Source organism: Lebetimonas natsushimae, from assembly GCF_002335445.1.
GTDB lineage: Bacteria > Campylobacterota > Campylobacteria > Campylobacterales > Nautiliaceae > Lebetimonas > Lebetimonas natsushimae.
This window is the reverse complement of sequence record NZ_BDME01000002.1, coordinates 228,311-249,711: the sequence shown is the minus strand read 5'-3', so window position 1 is coordinate 249,711 and position 21,401 is coordinate 228,311. Positions and strand designations below refer to the sequence as shown.

Here is a 21,401-nt window from a genome sequence, read left to right as displayed (position 1 = left end):
CATATTTTTAAAAATATAAAAAGAAGAAAAAAGAAGAGTTATCTGTTTACGCTGCAAGCACTAGGAGCGCCGTTTACCCCATAAATTGGCTGAATCATCTCATTTCCGGCCAAATCTTCAGCCAACACATAATCAATAAATTCAATCAACTCTTTTGCGGCTTTAGAAAATCTTTTTGCACTCTCACTCTCGGGTCTTGATACAACAATAGGTTTTCCTGTATCTCCGCCTTCTCTGATTTCCGGTTCAATTGGAATTTGTGCAAGTACTTTTGTATCATAATCTTTTGCCAACTTCGCAGCAGCACCTTTTCCAAAAATATCATACTCCATTCCGCAATTTGGACAGATAAATCCGCTCATATTTTCAATAACACCTGCAATCGGAATGTGAAGCTGTTTAAACATATCAAAACTTCTTTTTGCGTCGTCTACTGCCACTGTTTGAGGGGTAGTTACCGCCACCCCTGCAGTCACCGGTACCTGCTGTGCCATTGTCATTTGAGCATCCCCGGTTCCTGGAGGCATATCTATAACTAAAATATCAAGTTCTCCCCAGTCCACATCTTCCATAAATTGTTGAAGCGCTTTTACAAGCATAGCACCTCTCCACATAAGCGCTTTACCCTCAGGCAGCAAATTTGCCATAGACATAAATTTAATTCCCATAACTTCAAACGCTTTTACTTTATTTCCCACAACTTCCGGTTTTCTATCCTGCATTCCAAGCATTCTGGCAACATTCGGTCCGTAAATGTCTCCGTCTAAAATTCCCACTTTTTTACCTTCTTTTGCAAGAGCTAGCGCTAAATTAACGGCGGTTGTAGTTTTACCAACCCCGCCTTTTCCGGAAGATACCATTACAAAACTTTTAACGCTTGGCATTTTATTAACACCTCTGCTTGAAGTCTCTCTTGGTTTTTTAGGTCTTATTATTTGAGTAGTTGCTTCAATTCCAGCTTCTTTTAAAGTTTCTACGGTAGTATCGTTTAATCTTTGAGCCACCTCATCATCGCTTGATGGGATTTGATAAGTTATAATTGTTTTTTTACCATCTTCGCTTACCTCAATATCTTTTACAAATCCAAAATCAACCACTGATTTTTTAAATCCAGGATATACAACTTTTTGCAAAAGTTCTTTAATTTTTTCTTTCACTTCAACTCCTTAAATTAATTTTTAAATAGGTTATATTACTTTTTTTTGTTTTTGTCAATATATTAATTCTCATTTTTCATCTTCTCCATTGCTTCTTTTTTAAATTCATCCCAGTTAAACTGTTTCATAGCATCCTGAGTTACTTTATAAGAACAGAATTTCGGTCCGCACATAGAGCAAAATTCAGCTTCTTTAAATACTTCCTGAGGAAGTGTTTCATCATGAAATTCCCTTGCCCTCTCAGGGTCAAGTGCCAGTTCAAACTGCCTGTTCCAGTCAAAATGATATCTTGCATCACTCATTGCATCGTCCCTGTCTCTTGCATGAGGGATTTTTCTTGCAATATCAGCAGAGTGAGCCGCAATTTTATATGCCATCATTCCCTCACGTACATCTTTTTCATTCGGAAGCCCAAGATGTTCTTTTGGTGTAACATAGCATAGCATACTGACGCCATACCACGCCGCCATAGCCGCGCCTATTGCGCTGCCTATATGGTCATACCCTGCCCCTATATCAAGTACAAGAGGTCCCAATACATAAAAAGGCGCTTCATGGCAGTAAATCTGTTCTAACCTTACATTTCTTTCAATCTCATTAATAGGCACATGCCCCGGTCCTTCTATCATAACCTGAACGTCTTTATCCCATGCTTTTAGTGTCAGTTCCCCAAGAGTTTTAAGTTCTTCAAGCTGAGCCTCATCACTTGCATCATACAGACATCCTGGTCTTAAACTATCTCCAAGTGAAAGTGAAACATCATAACGTCTACATATATCCAAAATTTCATCAAAAATCGTATAAAAAGGATTTTCCTTGTGGTGTTTTAACATCCAGGAAGCCGTTAAACTACCACCCCTGCTTACAATTCCCATTTTTCTTTTTGCAACAAGCGGCATATGGCGAAGCAATAGCCCCGCATGAATTGTAAAATAACTGACCCCCTGCTTTGCCTGTTTTTCAAGCACTCTTAAAATATCATCGTAAGTTAATTTCTCGACATCTTTAATTTCATCAATAATCTGATACATAGGCACTGTACCGATTGGCACAGGAGATGCCGCAATAATAGCCTCTCTTATTTCATCCATATTTTTAGCCCCGGCACTTAAATCCATAACAGTATCGGCACCGTATTTTACAGAAGTCTTAAGTTTTTTTACTTCCTCTTCGATATCACTGGCCAAAGCACTAGCCCCTATATTTGAATTTACTTTTGTTTTGGTAACCCTGCCTATTGCCATAGGTTCAAGGTGAGTATGGTTAATATTTGCCGGAATTATAAGTCTTCCCCTTGCCACTTCGCTTCTTATAAGCTCAGCAGAAAGATTTTCTTTTTTTGCAATATATTCCATCTCTTCGGTAATTATCCCCTGCTTTGCATAATACATTTGGGTACGTGTTTTACCGCTTCTTTTTTTAATCCACTCTTTTCTCATAAATTTCCTTTTATTTAATTTGTTACTTTTTACAAAAAAAACCTTAAAACAAACTTAAATTTTAAATACCATTTATTTTAAAACACTGACTAAATAAAACGAAACAATTGTAAATTTTAGCGAAAAAAAAACATTAAAAAAAGTACACTTAACCCGTAGGGTGCTTGCGTTTGCACTTTTTAACTTTTTTGCAGCGTTTAAAAATTTACACTCTTGTTGAGTACATTTAGTCAGTGTCGATTTTTTACATTTTTTACAATTCGTAACATTTTTTTGTATAATATCGTAACATATTTACAAAAGGAAACAATTGAGTGTTACTTTAATAGTACTTAGTGCCGGAAATTCTAGCAGATTTAATTATATCGTAAAAAAACAGTGGCTAAGAATTGAAAATAAACCCCTGTGGCAGTTTGTAGCTGATAGATTAAACAGCTTTTACAATTTTAAAAAAACAATAATTACCGCAAATCCTGAAGAAGTAAGGATTTATAAAAAAATAAGCGATTATACAATAGTCCCGGGAGAGAGAGAAAGACAATTCAGTCTAAAAAATGCGCTTGAAAAAGTTAAAACTCCTTACGTAATGGTTATAGACGTTGCAAGGGCGTGCATTCCCGAAAAAATTATTTTAGATTTAATTGAAAACAAAGATAAGGCTGAGTGCATTGTGCCTTTTTTAAAACCTGTTGATACAGTGGTTTATAAAAATTCCACCATTGACAGAGACGATGTAAAACTAATCCAAACACCACAGTTAAGCAAAACTGAAACACTCAAAAAAGCAATAAATACAGATAAACTTTTTACAGATGAAAGAGCTCTGATTGAAAATATTGGAGGCAAAATTCTATACATTGAAGGAAGTGAAGAGAGCAGAAAAATTACATATTTTAAAGATTTAAACCTCCCATGCCTAAAACCTCCAAAAAAAACATTCCTAACCGGCAGCGGTTATGATACGCATAAATTTGAGGAAAATAAAAAAATGATACTAGGAGGAGTGGAAATAGACGTTCCTTACGGTTTAAAAGCACACAGCGACGGAGATGTGGTAATTCATTCACTAATAGACGCACTGCTTGGAGGGGCAGGATACGGGGACATTGGAGAATTTTTCCCGGATACCGATGAAAAATACAAAAACATCTCTTCAATAAAACTTTTAAAAGAAGTTATCAATATTTTAGAAAAAACAGGTTTGGAAATAATAAATGCAGATATTTCAATAATAGCCGAAAAACCAAAACTGAAAAACTATAAAACAAAAATAGCCAAAAACCTCACAAAACTCATAAATGCTCCTGTAAATGTAAAAGCCACCACAAATGAAAAAATGGGATTTATCGGAAGGGGCGAGGGAATTGCGGTTATATCTAGCGCAACACTAACTTATAAGGACTGGTATGAAGATTACAATAGTAGAAAATGAATTATATTTAGCCCAGAGTATTCAAAACAACTTAAGCGAAAAACTGAATGCCAAATGCGAAATTTACGCATCATATGACGAAGCGGCAAAATCAAATGCGGATATCTTTCTTGTAAATACAAACCTGCAGGGAAATTTAAAAAATTTCATACTTTCAAACAAAGATAAAATAATTATTCTTTTGGCACCATACGTAACACATTCAAACGTAACCCAGCCGATAGAACTTGGAGCGGATGATTATATTCAAAAACCTTTTTCTATAGAAGAATTAATCAGAAAAATTTTACACTTAAGGGAATTTTATACCCTTAAAAACAAAACACATTGTTTTAAAAATTTCATAGAATATCTGCTTGAGGATATCGAAGTGGAAATACCAAAAAATATACGCTTTCCGCTTTTAATAAAAACAAATTTAAAAAAAGCTGCAGATAAAATTGTTTTTGAAATAGCAAAAAAAGAAAACATACCTGTAAAAATAATTAATTTAAACAATTTCAGTGAAAATGATTTAAGAGATGAAAAACAGATATATTACTGCTTTAATATAGAAAAAAATTTGGAACATATTCCATTAATTCTTTTTAAGAGAAAAACAGTGTTTTTAGCAGACAAAGATTTTCAAAATATATTTAATGAATTTATTGAAATTGAAATAAATTCCCCTAAAAAAATAATTTTAGAAGATGAAATACTGTCAATTGAAGAATATATTAAATTCATAATCACAACCCATCAACATAAATTCCCGGATACGGAACTTAGTAAAAAATTAGGTATCAGCAGAAAAAGTTTGTGGGAAAAAAGGAAAAAATATGGCATTTTCAAACAAAAATAAAATATTTATTGATAAAGAAGCATATTATACCCTTGCAATGGTTCAGGCGGGATTATTAAATCCTATTGATAAACTGATGAATAAAAAAGAAGCTCAAACTGCCGACAGGGAAAAAAAATATAAAGGAAAATCTATTCCCTTTTCTTTTATTCTTGCACCGGCTGGGAGGAGAAATGAAGAAGTAATAAAGAGCAATCCAAAAAAAATAGAACTTTTTTACAATAATAGAAAAATAGGAGAAGTCGAGGTAGAAGAAATTTATGAAATTGACCCTTTAAAAAGAGTGGAAACAATTTATGGAAGCAAAGATACCAAAACCTATCCTCAAATTGCAAAAACACTTAAAAGACTTGGAAAATATGCAATTGCCGGGAATTTTTGGGTAGAAGACTACGGAATAAAGAAAAAAATAGATTATGTAAGAGAAATAATTAAAAATAAAAAAGATGTTGTCGGAATGACAATGCATGCAAAACCTATACACAGGGTCCATGAAAAAATAATGCGTCAGGCGATTGAAAGAAACGATTTATTAATAGTGTTTTTAATTAAAAATATTGAAGAAGAGGATGTACCATATAAACTGAGATTTGAAACATTGAAATATTTAGTAGATACTTATTTTCCTAAAGAAAAAATCATTATTATTCCTCTTATTAATACTTACATCTTTTCAGGAGTAAATGAGGCTATACTTGATGCAATGATTGCCAAAAACTTCGGATGCAACAAATTTATAATGGGGCAAACACATAAAGGCTTGGGAATTTATTATCAGGCGGACCATTTAAAAAGTATTTTTGATTCAATGAATCTTGAAATAGAGGCAAAAACAATAAATGAATATGTATATTGCAATATATGCAAAACAATCGTCAGTGTTAATTCATGCCCTCATGGAAGCCATCATCACATAAGTTATCACAGCGATTCTATTTTAGAACTGCTTAAAACCGGCCTTATGCCTCCTACAATTTTAATGAGAAAAGAAATAAGCGCAAAATTTTTAGCCCATATGTTTCCAAACAGGTTTAAAAATCTTGAAAAACTGTTTTACGACATTTCACCAAATAAAGGTCTTATTGAAGAGAGTACCGATGAGGATTTTTATATTGCACTGATGAAACTTTATCAGACAAGTTCACTTACATAAAGGAAAAAAATGATATTTAAAGACAGATTTGATGCTGGAAAAAAATTAAGTGAAATTTATAAACTCCCCAAAAACAGTGTTTTATTTGCTATCCCGAGAGGCGGGGTTCCGGTGGCATATGCCATAAGCAAATCCCAACAAATCCCGATGGATATAGTGGTTGTAAGAAAACTGCCTATTCCTTTTAACCCGGAAGCCGGATTTGGAGCAATAACAATAGACGGAAAAGTTATATTAAATCCAAAATTTGAATATCTTTTCTCAGAAATACCCGTGGAAGAAATTGCAAAAGAAGTGTTGCAGGAAGTTAAAAGAAGAGATTTAAAATACAGAAATAATAATCCTTATTCAGATTTAGAAGGTAAAACAGCAATTATAGTAGATGACGGATTTGCAAGTGGATACAGTGCCGTTGCGGCATATGAAATGATAAAAAAATTAAATCCACAAAAAATTATAGCATTAGCCCCTGTATGCCCGGAGGATACAAAAGAATTATTGAAAAAATATTTTGATGAAGTGTATTGTCTCATAACTTCTCCACTAAAACCTTTTGCAGTGGCTTCTTTTTATGAAGATTTTCACGATTTAAGTGATGAAGAGGTGCTCGCTTTAATTAATGATTTAAAAAACAACAATTTATGGATGAACAATGAATAGATTTAATAAATTTAAATGGTTTATAATTACCGGTTTTTTTAGCGGACTTTTACCAAAAGCCCCTGGGACTTGGGGAAGTTTGGTTGCCACTATTTTGGCATATTTAATAATTGTTTATTTTCCAAATCCTTATACAACTATTTGGCTTTTAATAATACTTTTCAGTGTAACAGGATATAAATTTGTAAATGAATATGAAAACTCTGGCGGTATTCACGATGATAAAAGAATCGTGATAGACGAATTTGCAGGGGTTTTAATTTCAATCGGGGTTCTTGGAAATTTAAAAGAAGACACTTTAATAAAATTAGTTTTCGCTTTTATTTGTTTTAGGTTTTTTGATATTTATAAACCGTCCATCATAGGCAAAATTGACAAAAAAGCCCCTGGAGGCCTGGGGGTTATGGGAGATGATATTGTTGCCGGAATTTTTGGTGGAATAATGGCCGGAATTTTATATATAATTTATTTAAAAATTAAGGCAGTGCTATAATTCCTCTTTGACACTGCTTTTTATGCATCTCTTTTGCACTGTCAATTAATTCATATAAGTCTTTTTTAACAGGGTCCCCTTTTAGATTAATCCTGATTTCTGTAATATATCCGTCTTCACAAACAAGTTGAAATTTTCTTGAATTACCTTTGCCAAAAACATCCCTGAAAATCATTCTAAGTCTCTGAAGGCTTACACTCTGCCCCATATGCATTACAAAAAACTGTCTAAAAAGTGATTCATTAAATTGCTGAGTTAATTTTATAGATGTTAAAAAATATGTTTTAGCATCAGTTCCAAAACATACCCCGTGTTTTTTCCATTCATGTTTAGCAAGACCAAATTTTGCAGCCGGCATAAATTTTTCTAAAATTTTCATAAATCTCTTATCCAAATTCATCGGTTTATAAGCACAATATTCTTTTTTTGGCCAAAGTCCGTGGAGTGTAAAATTGGTAAGTGAATAATCCCCCCTGTGTCTGTTTAAACACGCCGGATTTCTGGGATGCACCTTACAAAAACCGTTTTGCCAGGATAGCGCCAAAATATTTTCTGTAGATATGGCATATAACAGACTTCCTAAAATTAAAAAAAGCGTTAGTAATTTTTTCATATTGTTCCTTTTTTTAGGAATTATATCATTAAATTTAAAGCTTTTCTTTTATCAAATTAATTTTTTCCAAATCATCACGGATAGTATATTCAATACCCTCGCATCCAAAAGCCCTCTCTATTACCAAAATATTGTATTTTTTTATTAAATATTCAATTTCACGAGTTTTATCATAATCCACATCAAAACTAAACTCAAAAATATCTTTGTATTCTGTCGGTTTGGCATTTTTAATAGCTTCTTTTACGACATCGCTGTAAGCCCTCACAAGCCCTCCGACTCCAAGAAGAATTCCTCCAAAATACCTGATAGTTATAACTCCGACATTTATTAAATCCTCACCCTGTAAAACTTTGAGTGTGGGTCTTCCGGCACTTCCCCTGGGTTCTCCGTCATCGGATGAGCCTTCAACTATTTGATTATTCTCATTAAGGTATCTGTAAGCCGTTACAAAATGATTTGCTTTTGGATGAAGACGCTTTAATTCACTGAGTTTTTTTTCAAATTCAGAAAAAGGAAGCAAGAAAGAGTGAAATTTAGAATTTTTAACTTCTATGCTTGCTGCGCTAAGTTTTTTAACAGTTTTCATTAAGCAAAAAGTTTATTAATGCTTTCGTTGTACACTATTCTTCTGATAACCTCTGCAAAAAGTTTTCCTGTTTTTAAAACTTTAATTTTTTTACAATCTTTTTTTAGAGGAATTGTATCACTGATGATTAACTCTTCCAAAACAGAATTTTTAATCCTTTCAATTGCCGGACCGCTTAATACCCCGTGGGTTGCATAAGCTCTGACAGTTATAGCCCCTCTTTCTTTAAGAGCAGCGGCAGCTTTTACCATGGTCCCGGCAGTATCCACCATATCATCAATTAAAATTACATCTTTTCCTTTAACATCACCGATAATATTCATAACTTCACTGACATTTGCCCTCTCTCTTCTCTTATCAACAATCACCATATCAAGACCAAGTTTACTTGCAAAATATCTTGCCCTTGCAACTCCTCCGATATCAGGCGATGCAATAATCGGATTTTTAAGATGCAGTTCTTTAAAATAATCAAAAAACAGAATACTTCCATAAAGATTATCAACCGGAATATCAAAAAATCCCTGAATCTGCCCTGCATGCAAATCAAGTGTTACAACCCTGTCAATTCCCGCTTTTTCCATCATATTTGCAACAAGTTTTGCAGAAATTGGAACTCTTGGAGCCGCTTTTCTGTCCTGTCTTGCATATCCAAAATAAGGTATAATCGCAGTTATGCTGTTTGCACTTGCCCTTCTCATTGCATCCGTAATAATCAAAAGTTCCATTAAATTATCATTTGCAGGCGCACATGTCGGCTGAACGATAAAACAGTCAATCCCCCTTACACTCTCTCCGATTTGAACATTAATCTCTCCGTCGCTGAATCTGTTAACTGTAATTTTACTAAGAGGTCTGTCAAGAAATTCCGAAATATCTTTTGCAACTTCCGGATTGGCAGTTCCACTGAAAAGTTTAAATTTCATTTTTTTTCTCCTTAGTTTTGTTATTGAAATGTTATCAAAATTAAATTAAATTTTCATTTTTTAATTTTATATTATTCTTCTTACATTTTTTTATATTTTTAATTTTTCATTATCCATTATCCATTATTTTTTCGCCCCCCTTATCCATCCCCCTCCAAGGAGTTTTTCACCGTCATAAAATACACATGCCTGGCCTTTTGCCACTCCCACAGCCGGTTCTAAAAACTTAACGACGGCTTTAGTTTTACTCTCCATTTTTACAACAGATGGCAGTTTAGGAGCACGGTATCTTACTTTTGAAAGCGCTGCAAATTCATTCTTATCAATAAATAAATTTACCCCTTTTAGAAAAACCGTCCTTTTTTCCAGATCTTTTTTTTCTCCGACAATCAGTTTATTGGCTTTAGCATCAATTCCAATTACATAATGGGGTTTATGGGCTTTAAAAAGATTAAATCCTTTTCTCTGACCTATCGTATAAAACGCATATCCTTTATGGTAACCTATTTTTTTACCACTTTTATCTACCACTATACCTTTTTTTTGGGGATTAAAATGATTTTTAAGCACCTCAATATAATTTGTGTCTATAAAACAGATATCCTGGGATTCTTTCTGGTTTGCAAATTCATCAAGCCCGATTTTTTTGGCAATTTCTTTAATTTCATCTTTTGTATAATCCCCCAGCGGAAAAATAACTTTGGGTAAAATTTCTTTTTTTATTCCAAACAAAAAATAACTCTGGTCTTTGTTTTTATCCTTGGCCTCATATAAAAATTCTCCGTCATTTCTTACATAATGCCCGGTTGCAGCTTTTTGGCAGTTGTATTTTTCCAAAAAATTCATAAAAATTCCAAATTTTATTTTTCTGTTACACATTGCACACGGATTCGGGGTCGCCCCAACTTCATAACTTTTTACAAAATATTCATATACTTCTTTTTGAAATTCTTCTTCAACATCTTCAACAACATATTCAAAACCTATTTTTTTACTGATTTTTTCTATTTTTTCCAAATTTTCCTTATGATTTACACCTCTGTGCATTTTAAGATAAATTCCAATTACTTCATAACCTTTTTGTTTTAAAAGATAAGTAGCGACTGCACTGTCAACCCCTCCGCTAACTCCCATTAACACTCTCACTTCAAAAACTCCTTCATAAAAAACGTATCGCAGTCTATATGTGAAAATGCACTCTCAAGCCTTTGAAAAAATTTTGGATTTTCTTTTTCCATTTCTTTTAGCCAATTCTTTACTTTTTCCCTGGCATACGGTTCTTTTCCGTCACTGGCCCTGTAAGCCAAGCAGCTTTCTTCTCCACTGATTATCGGAAAACTGTTTTTACCTGCCATATATTCAATCCATTTTTCCCTGACCTTGATCATAGGTCTTATTACTTCAAGACCTGTATAGGCCGTATATTTAGGAGGCATTGAACGCATTATTCCATTATAAAAAAGTCCCATAAAAAAAGTTTCCACCGCATCGTCAAAATGATGTCCTAATGCTAATTTATTATATTCAAGCTCTTTTGCTTTTGTATAAAGCGCCCCCCTTCTCATTCTTGCACAAAAACTGCATGGACTGCTCCCGGGTCGCTTTTTTTCTTCCAATATTTCAAAAATAGGTGTCTTATACCAAATATACTCTATCCCGAATTTTTCACAATGCTCTTTTAAAGGAGTATAATCAATTCCTGTCTGAGAATCAATGGTAATTGCGGCAAGTTCAAAAGAAAAAGGGGCGATAAGCTGCATTCTTTTTAATACATGAAGCAAAACAAAACTGTCTTTTCCACCACTGAAGGCCACCAAAACCCTGTCACCAGGTTTTATCAGTTCAAATTCACCCTGAACCCGTCCTACAAATTTAGTCACTTTTTTTGAAAAAAATATATCTTTTATCGGATTCACTTAACTTCTTCCCCGTTAATCAATAATTTTGAATTTTTTAAAGATATATCTAAAATAACTTTTCCATTTGTTTTTTTAGCTAAAGCAAACAAAAATGCACTTTTTGGAAAAAGATTCATAAATAATGTTGCAATTTCAGGAGTGCTTTCATAATGTATGGTTGAATCTAAAAATTTTAAATTATTGGTTTTAATATCTTCTTGCAAATTAGGATCCGGCAATACTTTTAAATTTGCATCAACTAAATAAAAACCAAGACTTTTATTCATAACTTCAATTTTTTCAGCCTGTGATTGTAAATTTATTTCTAAACCTTTTTTAAGTAAATTTAATGTAAGTAAATCCCTTTTTTGCGGGTCTATTTCATTTGCAACTGCAATTAATGCAGGAGTATCAAGATTCAAAACATTTATATTAAACATAAAATTATCCATATTTAAAAAATTACTTATAAACTTATCAAAAGATATTTTGGAAATAACGGAAGTTTTTTTATCAATCAGTGAATTAGTGGAAATTTTAACATTATTAATTTGAATATTGTTATTTGCCACTTTTAAATAAAAATCAAAACTGTTTTCATTTTTTATGTTATTTTTTTTATAAAAAGAATTGTTTCTTATATTTTTCATTTCAATTAAGAGATTATCTGTTATAAAAGAAATATCATCAATTGAGAGTTTATTGTTTTTTATATCACTGTATTCAAAAATTCCTTTAATCCCTTTTATGTTAACTTCAGCATTTCCTACAGGTAAATTTATATCTTCAAGTTTATAATCATATACCTTAAAATTAGGTGTTACGGCGGTAAATTTTATTTTTTTATCAAAAAGTGAATTTATCTCATCATTATATTCTTTTGCCGTCAAATCAATTTTTTCCAAAACACCTTTAAAATCAACTTTTGTTACAGGCAGATTGTTAAAAGTGGTTTCTATTTTAAATTTAAGATTATCAACTAACTGGTTATTGAGTTTATCTCCGGGTATATCAACCAAAAAAACTTTGTCAGTTTTTAAATAAGAACTTTTATCTTTAATTAATTTAACGCTGTAACCTTCTTTATTTAAGTTTTCCACCATTTTATTAAGTTTTGCATTCATAAGTTTTGAAAAAACAAAAGGTGTTATGGCTATTAAAATTAAAAAAGTTATTCCCATTATCAAATATTTTTGTTTATTCATCTATTTCCTTTAACATTTCAATTAAAAATTTGGCACTCACACGTGAAGATTCCTCTAAAAATTCATCAAAATCAATTCCGGCACCTTCTTCCGCCGCATCACTTATAGCCCTCAACATAAAAAAAGGCACACTTTCATTATCACATACACATCCTACAGCCCCGCCTTCCATCTCAATGGCACTCGCTCCAAAAGTTTTGGCAATCCATTCTTTTTTCTCTTTTGAATGGATAAACTGGTCTCCGCTTGCAATAATACCTTCTTTTAATTTTATACCAAGTTTACCGGCTACTTTTTTTGCAATATGATTTAAATTTTCATCACATTCAAAAAATACTTTACTCTCAGGTATAAAACCGGGCTCATATCCAAATACCGTCAAATCTATATCATGCTGACAGGTTTTTGTAGCAATTATCAAATCCCCTATTTTCAAATCTCTCTCAATCGCTCCGGCAACACCGCTAAAAAGCAGTTTTTTAGCATTAAATTTTTCAATAAGTATAGCAGCACTCAAAGCAGCATTCACTTTTCCTATTTTTGAATAGGCTAAAACCAAGTCCAAATTATTAAATTTTGCCAAATAATATTTATTATTAGCATATTCCACTGTTTCTTTTAATTTCAGATATTCTAAAATAGGTTCAAGCTCTTCCCTCATTGCACACATTATAGCTATCATTAAGATTTCCTTAAAAAATATTTCTGGGTAAAAGTTAGTTTATGACTCAGCTCACTCTCAATCAGTTCCTCTTCAAAGTAAGAGGCTTTTACTTCAACCTCCCCTTTTGGGTTAATTACCCTGCTGCCTCCCCAAAATCCAAGTCCGTCTTCAAACCCCACCCTATTGCAAAATGCCACATATCCGCCGCTTAAAATAGCCATTGTTTTTAATACACTCTCCCACTGCTCTTCTATTAACAGCTTATTATCCTTAAATTCTCTTGCAGGAGAAGCGGAAATTACAATAATTAAATCGGGCTTTTCTTTTGCAACAAAATCAATGGCCTCACCACTAAATACATCTTCGCATATAAACATACTGGTTTTCCCGAATTTTGTATTAAAACTTTTAAATTCACTCCCTGCAAAAAAGAATCTTCCCTCTTCAAACACGCCGTAAGTCGGTAGATGTTTTTTATGATGAATTATCAATTCTTCCCCCAGATATAAAGCCGAATTAAAAATCTTATTGTCAATTTTTAATGCAGCCCCCAACACAACATCTTTATTGAATTTTATTTTTTCAAAAAAAACAACATTGAAAGCATCTTCAAGCAAGGCATCTTTTATTTTATATCCATTTAGACTCAGTTCCGGAAAAATAATTAAATCTGCATCGGTTTTATCTATAAATTCAATATGTTTACTGAGATTATCAGGACTTAATTTTGGTCTTATCTGTGCTAGAGCTATTTTCATAAATTTATAACCTTTTCCAAACTTGCCATATCAGTTACAGGATATGTTTTTTTCTTGGTTATTTTTCTGTTTATTCCCATTAAAACTTTTCCTCCAAACTCAATAAAAAAGTCCGCCTCATTTTCATAATTTTTGATTGACTGTTTATAAAGAACAGGTTTTGTAAGCTGAATCGGTAAAAGTTCCAATGCTTCTTTTTTAGTATTATATGCTTTTGCAGTTACATTGCTTACAACATTTTTAAATTCATCTTTCAAATATTCATCAAGCAGTTCCTTCAAAGGTTTAACCGCACTTTCAAGCAAAGGACAGTGACTTGCAACGCTCATATTAAGAAGCATTACCCTTTTTGCACCTTTCTCTTTTAAAACAGGTTCCAATTTAACCAAATCATCTCTGATTCCGGCAATTACAATCTGTCCGTCACTATTATAATTTGCAGGCCAAACTTTTAAATTTGAATCTTTGCACACTTCCTCTACAATATTATCATCAAGTCCTAAAACCACCATCATACTTCCCACTTTGTCTTTAAAAGCTAAATTCATAAGTTTTCCTCTCTCATGTACCAATCTGATAGCATCAGCAAGTTCCATTGCCCCGGCAGAATACAGGGCACTAAATTCACCAAGAGAATGCCCAAGTGAAAAATTATATGTAAAGTTTTTATTTTGCTCAAAAAGTTTATAGGCTATTGCGGAATAAAGCAAAATTGCCGGTTGAGTATATTCTGTTTTATTAATATCGTCATTTTCTTCAAACATAAGTTTTTTAAAATCAATTTTGATTGCCTCACTTGCAATTTCAAACATTTCTCGTGCAAGTTCTGAATTTTCATAAAAATCTTTTCCCATACCAATAAACTGAGAACCCTGTCCCGGAAATAAAAGACCAAGTTTCATTTATATCCTTTTTTTATAAAATTATACAATAATTCTTAAAATGAAAAATTGAAAATGGATAATGTAAAATTGGGATATTATATTAATTATATTTAAAATAAACTATTTTATGAGTAAATTTTAAGTGTCAGTCACCAATTAATTCCAATAAAAAAAGCGGGCCATTAATGGCACCCGCATCCTTCACCACATTCGCAGGCATTACCGCCAATTTGACCAGTTAAAGCCTCCTCTGGTGTGGCTTCTCTTTTTGATACAACTTTTACATCAAAATATAAATCTTCCCCCGCTAACGGATGATTATAATCTATTGTAACTTCTTTATCATTAAAATCTTTAACAGTTACTGCAATTGTTTGTCCATCAGGAGACTGACCGTAAAGTGTCATTCCTTTTTGAAGTTCAATTCCTTCAAACTGCTCTCTTGGAAGAGTTTGAACCGCTTCTTCATTTCTTTCACCATATGCCTCAGCAGCAGGTACTACAACGCTTTTTTCCTCTCCGGCATTCATTTTCACAATTTCTTTTTCAAGACCAGGGATAATCTGTCCTTTTCCTGCAACAAATTCAAGCGGAGCCTGTCCTTTATTAGTATCAACTACTTCACCTTCTTTATTTTTTACTGTATATTCTATTGAATAAACTTCAGCCATAATTTTCCTTTATAATTTTTCACAGTATAACATATTATTTCAGTTTTTCCAACTCTTTTTTAGCTAAATTCGCGTATTTTGAATTTTTAAAATCATGAATTAATTTTTCAAACGTTAATTTTGCATTTTCACTCATGCCCAGTTTTTCAAATGACATTCCTGTATGATAAAGAAGTTTATCAGTAAAAGAAGTTTTTTTCGGATATAAACTTATGCTTTTTTTATAATACGCCAAAGCTTCTTTATATTTTTTTTGCTTATAAGCAATTTCACCCAAATAAAAACTGCTAGTAGCCGGTAAATAATTATTATTTAGTGATATTAAAAATAAATTTTTTGCCTCATTTAATTTACCTGAAAAATATAATTTTTTTGCTTTTAAAAATGCGGATTTCGGCGATGTGTTTTGATTTTTTATTTGAATCAGTATATTTTGGATAGAAGTTGTCAAATATTTAAAATTTTCATTTTGGACTTTTACAATTTGATTAATACTTTCTTTTAACGTATCATATTTTTTGTTTAAAGCGGTGATATTGTTTTCTAAATTTGAAAGATTGTTTTCAATAATGCTTATTTTTTGATTCAAATTGTCTATTTCACTGATAATAGTATTGATTGAAGAAGTTTTATCTTTTAAATCGTTAATAGTTTCATCATACATTACCAGTTTACTGGCTATATCATTTTTTATTTTTTTTATTTCATTTTCCAATTTTAAAATTGTTTTTTTATTTTTATTTATTTCATTCTTATTTTTTAAAATAGCTTTCTCATCCGGAGTCAGACCATACGGGTTAGGAGAATTCAAATTACCTGCATTAAAAGGGTCAACATCAGCAAATAATAATAAGGGAAGTAAAAAAAGAAGTTTTTTCATACAATTCCTTTTTTAGGAATTGTACCTGATTATGGAAGATATGTAAAATTATCTCTTCTGTTTAATCTCCAGCACCATTTAGCATGAGCAGTACATACCGGATTTAATTCACCATAACTGATAACTGTAAGTTTTTTAGGATCTACACCAAGTTTTATTAAAGCATTTTTTACAGAATTTGCCCTTTTTAAACCCAAAGCATAATTGTATTCTTCAGTTCCCCACTCATCACAGTTACCTTCAATTCTTATTGTGTAATTGCTTGGATTGCTTTTTATAAGTTCAGCAAGTTTTTCAACTTTTGGCCATTGGTCCGGTCTGATATTATATTTATCAAAATCAAAATATATAACTATATTTGAAAGTTTTTTTGCAAACTCCTGATTCGCATTTTCAGCACTGACTTTTGCTCCACCGAGTGTCTCTTCCTCAACATTTGCATTTTCAGTACTTACACTCTCATTTTGATTTGTTGCATTTTCATTTGTTTGTGCAGTCTGTTCTGTCTGTGTTTGATTAGCATTTACATTTTGAGCATTTTCCAAACTCGGCTGTTTAGAACATCCTGCTAAAAATAGAACTGCCGCTGCAATACCTACTAATAATTTTCTTTTCATTTTTTTCTCCTTTACCAATCAAATGATTGTAATATTTTTGGCAACTTATAATAAAACACCTTGTTTTCCTTTAAACGTATTATACCAATTTTACTAAAAAAATGCTCTCTTTTTATAAACATTATCGAATTTCCGTCCACTGAAAAATTTGCATACATATTTTGTCCGCCAAAAGTGAGCCTTTTTAAGCTGTCGTCATTTTTATTTATCAAAAAAAGATTAAAAGTATTTTCACCAAATTCCTTATTTGTTTCTCTTACACTCACTACAAGTAAATTTTTAAAAGTATCCACACCTATTTGATTTTTACCCTGATAGAGCACTCTTATTGTTTTGCCTGTATTTAAATCTTTTGAAAATACAAACGGAATTCCATATCTGTCACTTACAAATGCAATTTTATTCCCCCAAAATTTACCGCTTACATCTATTCCAGAATATTTTGTAAGTCTTATTAGTTTTTTTGTAACTGTATCATATTCGTAAATATCAGGTAATCCCTGTGGGGCCAGTGTGATTAATATTTTATTTTCATGAACATCAGATACAATAGCAAGTCCGGGTGAACTTAATATTTTTTCTTTTTTTCCGGTATAAATATTATATTTATAAATCGTTGCATATTTTCCAAGTTTTGTATAATAAATTTCCCTTTGCTTTTCATCAGCCCATTTCGGAAAAATATTAAGCCCTCCGCTTATTAATCTTTTTTTATATGAAAGAGTATAGTCGGAAATATAAATATTTGCCTGTTTTGGCGCCACTAACATTGAATATATGACTTTTCTAATTAAAAATTTAGCATCCGGTAAATTAAAATATTTATTTAAATCATACACCGCTTTATGAACCAAAAAAGGGAAAAAGGCATAAGTGTTGGATTTGTAAATATGTGTTTGCAATAAATTGTTACCACTGAAATATCTAACGGTTAAGTTATTGTTTTTATATTCAAAATCTACTTTAAAAGAAGCATTTTCATCATTGTATTTGTAATTAAAATGATCTAATACTTTTAAATCCATATCCAAAATTTTTAATACATTTTTATCTCCGTTAAATTGAACTGATATTTTAGGTTTGTTTTCAAGATATTTAGTTATCACAAGTTCATTCGCAAATAAACCTGCAATGAAAAAAAGTATTATTAAAATTTTTCTCATTTATTAGCCTTTGTTATAAATTTTACTGTTATATTAAAATTTTTATCAAATTTTAAATCTTTTATTTTTTCTATTAACAGATTTTGCTTATCATCAGGTAAATTACTTTCTATTATATTTACATTCACAGTACCATTAAAAATAATATTTATTTTAGCATATTCACCGGCAATATTTGAAATTGAATCCCAGATAGGAGATAATTTTTTTGCAATTATATTTTCAATATCCTTATCACTGACGCTGCCTCCACTATTAGTATATGAAATATCAAAATTTATCAATTTTACTTTTTTTAAGTTTTTTTCTATTCCTTTAAATCTACTCATTTCAAGTTGCTTTTTTTGATGTAGTTTTTTACTATCAACATTATATTTTACATTCTTGAATATATCGTTAAAATTCACTTCACCGCCTTTGGTAAAAGCGGATTTGGAACCTTTTTTTACTTTTTTAACGGTTTTTACCGTTTTTTTAACAGACTTTTTTTTAGGAATTTCCGTTTTTTTAGCATGATTATTAATTACAGATTTAGTTTTATTCTGCAGTACAATTGCAGTATGAATTAACACTTCCTGTTTCGGTTTTGGTTTATTAAATATTAAGAAAAAGAAGTAAACAATAAGAGAATAAAAAAAAAGAGTTAAAATCAGTGAAACAAAAACCCTCATTTAGTAAGTAATCCTATCTGGGTAAATCCAGTTTTAACAACCGCAGCATATACTTTCATAAAATATTCATATCTGATATTCTTATCAGCCGCAATATATACCAATGCGTTTTTGTTAAAATTTCCATATTTCAAATTAAAATTTTCTAAAAAATCATTTAAAGAAAACTCCTGTTTATTTACAAAAACTTTTAAATCTTTGGTAATTACAATGTTTATAGAAGCTTTTTTAACTGCAGGAGTTGTTTTACTTCCTTCTGGAAGATTTACACTTTTTTCCTGATAGGTGCTCATTGTTACAGACACCATTAAAATGGCTAATAAAACCAGCATAATATCTACAAAAGGGGTTATATTAAGTTCAGGCTTTTTCATCAGCTAAATACACATCCCTTTGAATTTTGAGTATTGTTATTAAATCATCCACTTTCTTTGAAAGTATCTGATGAAAACTGTATGCGGGTACCGCGGTTACTATACCTATAGCCGTTGCAATCAGAGCATCTGCAATTGAGGGTGCAATCATATTAATAGTAGTTACTTTTTCCATGGAATTAAAAGCTTGTAAAATTCCTATAACAGTACCGAATAATCCGATAAAAGGTGCGGTTGAGGCAACAATACTTAAAAATATAATAAAATTATTTGCCTTTTTCTTGGCAGCTTCAATACAGGCATTAAAAGAATATTTATTAATGATTTTATTTTCAATACATGTTTTTAAAGAGGACTTTATAGAAAAATTTTTACTCATAAGCAATGTATTTAGCGATTCTTCTTCGTTCTTTATCCAAGAGGCAAGTGTTAAATACTTATAAAAAAAAATAAAAAAAACAAAAAAAAGATAAATTCCGAGCCATCCTAAAACAACAATGTTTATAGGATTAGCCAGAATATTATCTAATTGCACTTTCTATCTTTGCTTCAACATTAGCATATAATGTATCACTTGAAATTGCATCTCTTAGAAGTTTTTTTGCTTCTTCTAGTTTTTTGGCAATTTCGCTTTCATCAGGACCACTGACTGGTACTGCTGTAGAAATTAACACATTAACCTTATTTGGTGTAACTTCTACATAACCTTTATCAATAGCAATAATTTCCTTTTTACCATCAGGTTTTATTAAAGTAATAACCCCAGGTGCTAAAGAAGTAACCAAAGGGGCATGGTTTTCCAATACCCCGAATTCCCCTTCTATACCAGGAAAATAAGCTTCTTTAATTTCACCTTCAAAAACTTTTCCAAGAGGTGTAACGATTTCTGCTGTCATTTTTTACCTTTATTTAGCCTTCATTTTCTCAGCTTTTTCCTTAGCCTCATCTAAATCACCAACCATATAGAATGCATTTTCAGGTAAATCATCAACTTTACCTTCAAGAATTTCTTTGAAACCTTCAATTGTTTTATTAAGTTCGACATATCTACCGTCAGCACCTGTAAATACTTTTGCAACGAAGAATGGTTGTGATAAGAATTTTTCAATTTTTCTTGCTCTTGCAACAATTAATTTATCTTCTTCACTTAATTCATCCATACCTAAAATTGCAATAATATCTTGAAGGTCTTTATATTTTTGTAATACTTCCTGAACTCCTCTTGCAACATTATAATGTTCTTCACCAACAACTTGAGGGTCAAGAATTCTACTTGTTGAATCAAGAGGGTCAACTGCCGGATAAATACCTTTTTCTGCAATCTTTCTGTTCAAAACTGTTGTTGCATCTAAGTGAGCAAATACACTTGCCGGGGCTGGGTCTGTTAAGTCGTCAGCCGGCACATAAACTGCCTGAATAGATGTAATTGAACCATTTTTTGTTGATGTAATTCTCTCTTGCAGTTTACCCATTTCAGTTGCCAAAGTTGGTTGATAACCAACTGCACTAGGAATTCTTCCAAGTAATGCCGACATTTCAGCACCAGCTTGAGCAAATCTGAATATGTTGTCGATAAACATTAACACATCTCTGTGTTCAACATCCCTGAAATATTCTGCCATTGTAAGTCCAGTCATTGCTACTCTGTTTCTACATCCCGGAGGTTCATTCATTTGCCCGTAGCAGAGTGCAACTTTATCAAGAACCCCACTTTCTTTCATTTCATGATAAAGGTCGTTTCCTTCCCTTGTTCTTTCACCAACACCTGCAAATACAGAATATCCACTGTGTTTGTATGCAACATTGTGAATCAATTCCATAATAATAACTGTTTTACCAACACCTGCACCACCGAATAAACCAGTTTTTCCACCTTTCATATATGGACATAAAAGGTCTACAACTTTTATACCTGTTTCAAAAACTTCCATTTTTGTTGATTGTTCTTCAAAAGCAGGTGCATCTCTGTGAATTGACCATCTTGGAGCATCAGCTGGAATTGGTTCACCTTCATCAATTACATCACCTGTAACATTAAAAATTCTTCCAAGTACCACTTCTCCAACCGGAACTGAAATAGGTTTTCCAGTCGCTACTACTTTTGTACCTCTAACAAGTCCGTCAGTTAAATCCATTGCGATTGTTCTTACAATATTATCACCGATTTGTGCGGCAACTTCTAAAACAACTTTTTTATTTTTACCCTCTACTTCAAACTCTACGTATAAAGCCTCGTTAATTGCAGGTAGATAATCTGTAAATTCTACGTCTACAACAGGACCTAATATTTGTAAAACTTTACCTTCCATATTA

Annotated in this window: 25 protein-coding genes; 5 read left to right on the top strand and 20 right to left on the bottom strand. The window is 31.8% G+C overall.

The genetic code is table 11. The annotated features are described in order from the left end of the window. Positions 1-38: 38 nt before the first annotated feature. A complete protein-coding gene (locus tag LNAT_RS05750) occupies positions 39-1,157 on the bottom strand; it encodes an Mrp/NBP35 family ATP-binding protein (protein WP_096259321.1) in 1,119 nt (372 codons plus the stop codon). Positions 1,158-1,219: 62 nt separating this feature from the next. After that, positions 1,220-2,596 (bottom strand): phosphomethylpyrimidine synthase ThiC, encoded by a 1,377-nt coding sequence (gene thiC / locus LNAT_RS05745; RefSeq protein ID WP_096259319.1) that lies wholly within the window; start codon positions 2,594-2,596, stop codon positions 1,220-1,222. A gap of 310 nt (positions 2,597-2,906) precedes the next feature. Here thiC and LNAT_RS05740 point away from each other — a divergent pair, with 310 nt between their 5' ends. Genes LNAT_RS05740 through LNAT_RS05720 form a run of 5 tightly spaced genes read left to right on the top strand, consistent with a single transcriptional unit; the run spans position 2,907 to position 7,175 of the window. Further along, the gene (locus tag LNAT_RS05740; protein ID WP_096259317.1) at positions 2,907-4,028 is read left to right on the top strand and encodes a bifunctional 2-C-methyl-D-erythritol 4-phosphate cytidylyltransferase/2-C-methyl-D-erythritol 2,4-cyclodiphosphate synthase; all 1,122 of its coding nucleotides are present in this window, start codon (positions 2,907-2,909) and stop codon (positions 4,026-4,028) included. Beyond that, positions 4,003-4,869: a response regulator transcription factor gene (locus tag LNAT_RS05735; protein ID WP_096259315.1), complete on the top strand. Its 867-nt coding sequence runs from the start codon at positions 4,003-4,005 to the stop codon at positions 4,867-4,869. Before LNAT_RS05740 ends, LNAT_RS05735 begins: the two co-directional genes overlap by 26 nt. Continuing rightward, a complete protein-coding gene (locus tag LNAT_RS05730; RefSeq protein ID WP_096259313.1) occupies positions 4,847-6,022 on the top strand; it encodes a sulfate adenylyltransferase in 1,176 nt (391 codons plus the stop codon). The genes LNAT_RS05735 and LNAT_RS05730 overlap by 23 nt, the downstream gene beginning before the upstream one ends. A gap of 9 nt (positions 6,023-6,031) precedes the next feature. Further along, a complete protein-coding gene (locus LNAT_RS05725; RefSeq protein WP_096259311.1) occupies positions 6,032-6,682 on the top strand; it encodes a phosphoribosyltransferase in 651 nt (216 codons plus the stop codon). Beyond that, a complete protein-coding gene (locus LNAT_RS05720; protein WP_096259309.1) occupies positions 6,675-7,175 on the top strand; it encodes a phosphatidylglycerophosphatase A family protein in 501 nt (166 codons plus the stop codon). Before LNAT_RS05725 ends, LNAT_RS05720 begins: the two co-directional genes overlap by 8 nt. Here LNAT_RS05720 and LNAT_RS05715 read toward each other — a convergent pair. The 18 genes from LNAT_RS05715 to atpD form a co-directional block, all read right to left on the bottom strand. Then, positions 7,159-7,788: a ribonuclease T2 family protein gene (locus LNAT_RS05715; protein ID WP_096259307.1), complete on the bottom strand. Its 630-nt coding sequence runs from the start codon at positions 7,786-7,788 to the stop codon at positions 7,159-7,161. The two genes, LNAT_RS05720 and LNAT_RS05715, sit on opposite strands and share 17 nt — an antisense overlap. Before the next feature lie 34 nt (positions 7,789-7,822). Next, positions 7,823-8,377: an IMPACT family protein gene (locus LNAT_RS05710; RefSeq protein ID WP_096259305.1), complete on the bottom strand. Its 555-nt coding sequence runs from the start codon at positions 8,375-8,377 to the stop codon at positions 7,823-7,825. Then, positions 8,377-9,303, bottom strand: a complete 927-nt coding sequence (locus tag LNAT_RS05705) for a ribose-phosphate pyrophosphokinase (RefSeq protein WP_096259303.1) — start codon at positions 9,301-9,303, stop codon at positions 8,377-8,379. The genes LNAT_RS05710 and LNAT_RS05705 overlap by 1 nt, the downstream gene beginning before the upstream one ends. Before the next feature lie 123 nt (positions 9,304-9,426). Next, complete coding sequence (mnmA, locus tag LNAT_RS05700; RefSeq protein WP_096259301.1) at positions 9,427-10,449, bottom strand: tRNA 2-thiouridine(34) synthase MnmA; 1,023 nt, start codon at positions 10,447-10,449, stop codon at positions 9,427-9,429. After that, complete coding sequence (locus LNAT_RS05695) at positions 10,446-11,219, bottom strand: tRNA 2-thiocytidine biosynthesis TtcA family protein (protein WP_238594006.1); 774 nt, start codon at positions 11,217-11,219, stop codon at positions 10,446-10,448. Before LNAT_RS05695 ends, mnmA begins: the two co-directional genes overlap by 4 nt. After that, on the bottom strand, positions 11,216-12,406 hold the full coding sequence (locus LNAT_RS05690) for a YdgA family protein (RefSeq protein WP_096259299.1): 1,191 nt from the start codon (positions 12,404-12,406) through the stop codon (positions 11,216-11,218). Before LNAT_RS05690 ends, LNAT_RS05695 begins: the two co-directional genes overlap by 4 nt. Then, positions 12,399-13,088, bottom strand: a complete 690-nt coding sequence (locus LNAT_RS05685; protein ID WP_238594005.1) for a 5'-methylthioadenosine/adenosylhomocysteine nucleosidase — start codon at positions 13,086-13,088, stop codon at positions 12,399-12,401. The genes LNAT_RS05690 and LNAT_RS05685 overlap by 8 nt, the downstream gene beginning before the upstream one ends. After that, complete coding sequence (locus LNAT_RS05680) at positions 13,088-13,828, bottom strand: nitrilase-related carbon-nitrogen hydrolase (RefSeq protein WP_096259294.1); 741 nt, start codon at positions 13,826-13,828, stop codon at positions 13,088-13,090. Before LNAT_RS05680 ends, LNAT_RS05685 begins: the two co-directional genes overlap by 1 nt. Then, positions 13,825-14,730 (bottom strand): ACP S-malonyltransferase, encoded by a 906-nt coding sequence (gene fabD / locus LNAT_RS05675; RefSeq protein ID WP_096259292.1) that lies wholly within the window; start codon positions 14,728-14,730, stop codon positions 13,825-13,827. Before fabD ends, LNAT_RS05680 begins: the two co-directional genes overlap by 4 nt. A 164-nt stretch (positions 14,731-14,894) precedes the next feature. Continuing rightward, a complete protein-coding gene (locus LNAT_RS05670; protein ID WP_172413510.1) occupies positions 14,895-15,383 on the bottom strand; it encodes an FKBP-type peptidyl-prolyl cis-trans isomerase in 489 nt (162 codons plus the stop codon). Positions 15,384-15,417: 34 nt separating this feature from the next. Beyond that, complete coding sequence (locus tag LNAT_RS05665) at positions 15,418-16,263, bottom strand: tetratricopeptide repeat protein (RefSeq protein WP_096259288.1); 846 nt, start codon at positions 16,261-16,263, stop codon at positions 15,418-15,420. A gap of 29 nt (positions 16,264-16,292) precedes the next feature. Beyond that, the gene (locus tag LNAT_RS05660; protein ID WP_096259286.1) at positions 16,293-16,880 is read right to left on the bottom strand and encodes an OmpA family protein; all 588 of its coding nucleotides are present in this window, start codon (positions 16,878-16,880) and stop codon (positions 16,293-16,295) included. A gap of 11 nt (positions 16,881-16,891) precedes the next feature. After that, positions 16,892-18,043, bottom strand: a complete 1,152-nt coding sequence (locus tag LNAT_RS05655; protein ID WP_096259284.1) for a translocation protein TolB — start codon at positions 18,041-18,043, stop codon at positions 16,892-16,894. Further along, complete coding sequence (locus LNAT_RS05650; RefSeq protein ID WP_096259282.1) at positions 18,040-18,714, bottom strand: hypothetical protein; 675 nt, start codon at positions 18,712-18,714, stop codon at positions 18,040-18,042. Before LNAT_RS05650 ends, LNAT_RS05655 begins: the two co-directional genes overlap by 4 nt. After that, positions 18,711-19,088, bottom strand: coding sequence for an ExbD/TolR family protein (locus LNAT_RS05645; RefSeq protein ID WP_096259280.1), 378 nt, complete (start codon positions 19,086-19,088; stop codon positions 18,711-18,713). Before LNAT_RS05645 ends, LNAT_RS05650 begins: the two co-directional genes overlap by 4 nt. Continuing rightward, positions 19,075-19,623 carry a MotA/TolQ/ExbB proton channel family protein gene (locus LNAT_RS05640; RefSeq protein ID WP_096259278.1) on the bottom strand — a complete coding sequence of 183 codons (549 nt, stop codon included), beginning with the start codon at positions 19,621-19,623 and terminating at the stop codon, positions 19,075-19,077. Before LNAT_RS05640 ends, LNAT_RS05645 begins: the two co-directional genes overlap by 14 nt. Beyond that, the gene (gene atpC, locus LNAT_RS05635; protein WP_096259276.1) at positions 19,610-19,984 is read right to left on the bottom strand and encodes an ATP synthase F1 subunit epsilon; all 375 of its coding nucleotides are present in this window, start codon (positions 19,982-19,984) and stop codon (positions 19,610-19,612) included. The genes LNAT_RS05640 and atpC overlap by 14 nt, the downstream gene beginning before the upstream one ends. A gap of 9 nt (positions 19,985-19,993) precedes the next feature. Further along, positions 19,994-21,397, bottom strand: coding sequence for a F0F1 ATP synthase subunit beta (gene atpD / locus LNAT_RS05630; RefSeq protein WP_096259274.1), 1,404 nt, complete (start codon positions 21,395-21,397; stop codon positions 19,994-19,996). Between the last annotated feature and the right edge of the window lie 4 nt (positions 21,398-21,401).

What these genes read in the sequence shown, in the direction of transcription:
- thiC (WP_096259319.1), bottom strand. Translation starts at nt 2,596, where the DNA reads ATGAGAAAAGAGTGGATTAAAAAAAGAAGCGGTAAAACACGTACCCAA.
- LNAT_RS05735 (WP_096259315.1), top strand. Translation starts at nt 4,003, where the DNA reads ATGAAGATTACAATAGTAGAAAATGAATTATATTTAGCCCAGAGTATT.
- LNAT_RS05730 (WP_096259313.1), top strand. Translation starts at nt 4,847, where the DNA reads ATGGCATTTTCAAACAAAAATAAAATATTTATTGATAAAGAAGCATAT.
- LNAT_RS05725 (WP_096259311.1), top strand. Translation starts at nt 6,032, where the DNA reads ATGATATTTAAAGACAGATTTGATGCTGGAAAAAAATTAAGTGAAATT.
- LNAT_RS05720 (WP_096259309.1), top strand. Translation starts at nt 6,675, where the DNA reads ATGAATAGATTTAATAAATTTAAATGGTTTATAATTACCGGTTTTTTT.
- LNAT_RS05715 (WP_096259307.1), bottom strand. Translation starts at nt 7,788, where the DNA reads ATGAAAAAATTACTAACGCTTTTTTTAATTTTAGGAAGTCTGTTATAT.
- LNAT_RS05710 (WP_096259305.1), bottom strand. Translation starts at nt 8,377, where the DNA reads ATGAAAACTGTTAAAAAACTTAGCGCAGCAAGCATAGAAGTTAAAAAT.
- LNAT_RS05705 (WP_096259303.1), bottom strand. Translation starts at nt 9,303, where the DNA reads ATGAAATTTAAACTTTTCAGTGGAACTGCCAATCCGGAAGTTGCAAAA.
- LNAT_RS05690 (WP_096259299.1), bottom strand. Translation starts at nt 12,406, where the DNA reads ATGAATAAACAAAAATATTTGATAATGGGAATAACTTTTTTAATTTTA.
- LNAT_RS05685 (WP_238594005.1), bottom strand. Translation starts at nt 13,088, where the DNA reads ATGATAGCTATAATGTGTGCAATGAGGGAAGAGCTTGAACCTATTTTA.
- LNAT_RS05680 (WP_096259294.1), bottom strand. Translation starts at nt 13,828, where the DNA reads ATGAAAATAGCTCTAGCACAGATAAGACCAAAATTAAGTCCTGATAAT.
- fabD (WP_096259292.1), bottom strand. Translation starts at nt 14,730, where the DNA reads ATGAAACTTGGTCTTTTATTTCCGGGACAGGGTTCTCAGTTTATTGGT.
- LNAT_RS05670 (WP_172413510.1), bottom strand. Translation starts at nt 15,383, where the DNA reads ATGGCTGAAGTTTATTCAATAGAATATACAGTAAAAAATAAAGAAGGT.
- LNAT_RS05665 (WP_096259288.1), bottom strand. Translation starts at nt 16,263, where the DNA reads ATGAAAAAACTTCTTTTTTTACTTCCCTTATTATTATTTGCTGATGTT.
- LNAT_RS05660 (WP_096259286.1), bottom strand. Translation starts at nt 16,880, where the DNA reads ATGAAAAGAAAATTATTAGTAGGTATTGCAGCGGCAGTTCTATTTTTA.
- LNAT_RS05655 (WP_096259284.1), bottom strand. Translation starts at nt 18,043, where the DNA reads ATGAGAAAAATTTTAATAATACTTTTTTTCATTGCAGGTTTATTTGCG.
- LNAT_RS05650 (WP_096259282.1), bottom strand. Translation starts at nt 18,714, where the DNA reads ATGAGGGTTTTTGTTTCACTGATTTTAACTCTTTTTTTTTATTCTCTT.
- LNAT_RS05645 (WP_096259280.1), bottom strand. Translation starts at nt 19,088, where the DNA reads ATGAAAAAGCCTGAACTTAATATAACCCCTTTTGTAGATATTATGCTG.
- atpC (WP_096259276.1), bottom strand. Translation starts at nt 19,984, where the DNA reads ATGACAGCAGAAATCGTTACACCTCTTGGAAAAGTTTTTGAAGGTGAA.
- atpD (WP_096259274.1), bottom strand. Translation starts at nt 21,397, where the DNA reads ATGGAAGGTAAAGTTTTACAAATATTAGGTCCTGTTGTAGACGTAGAA.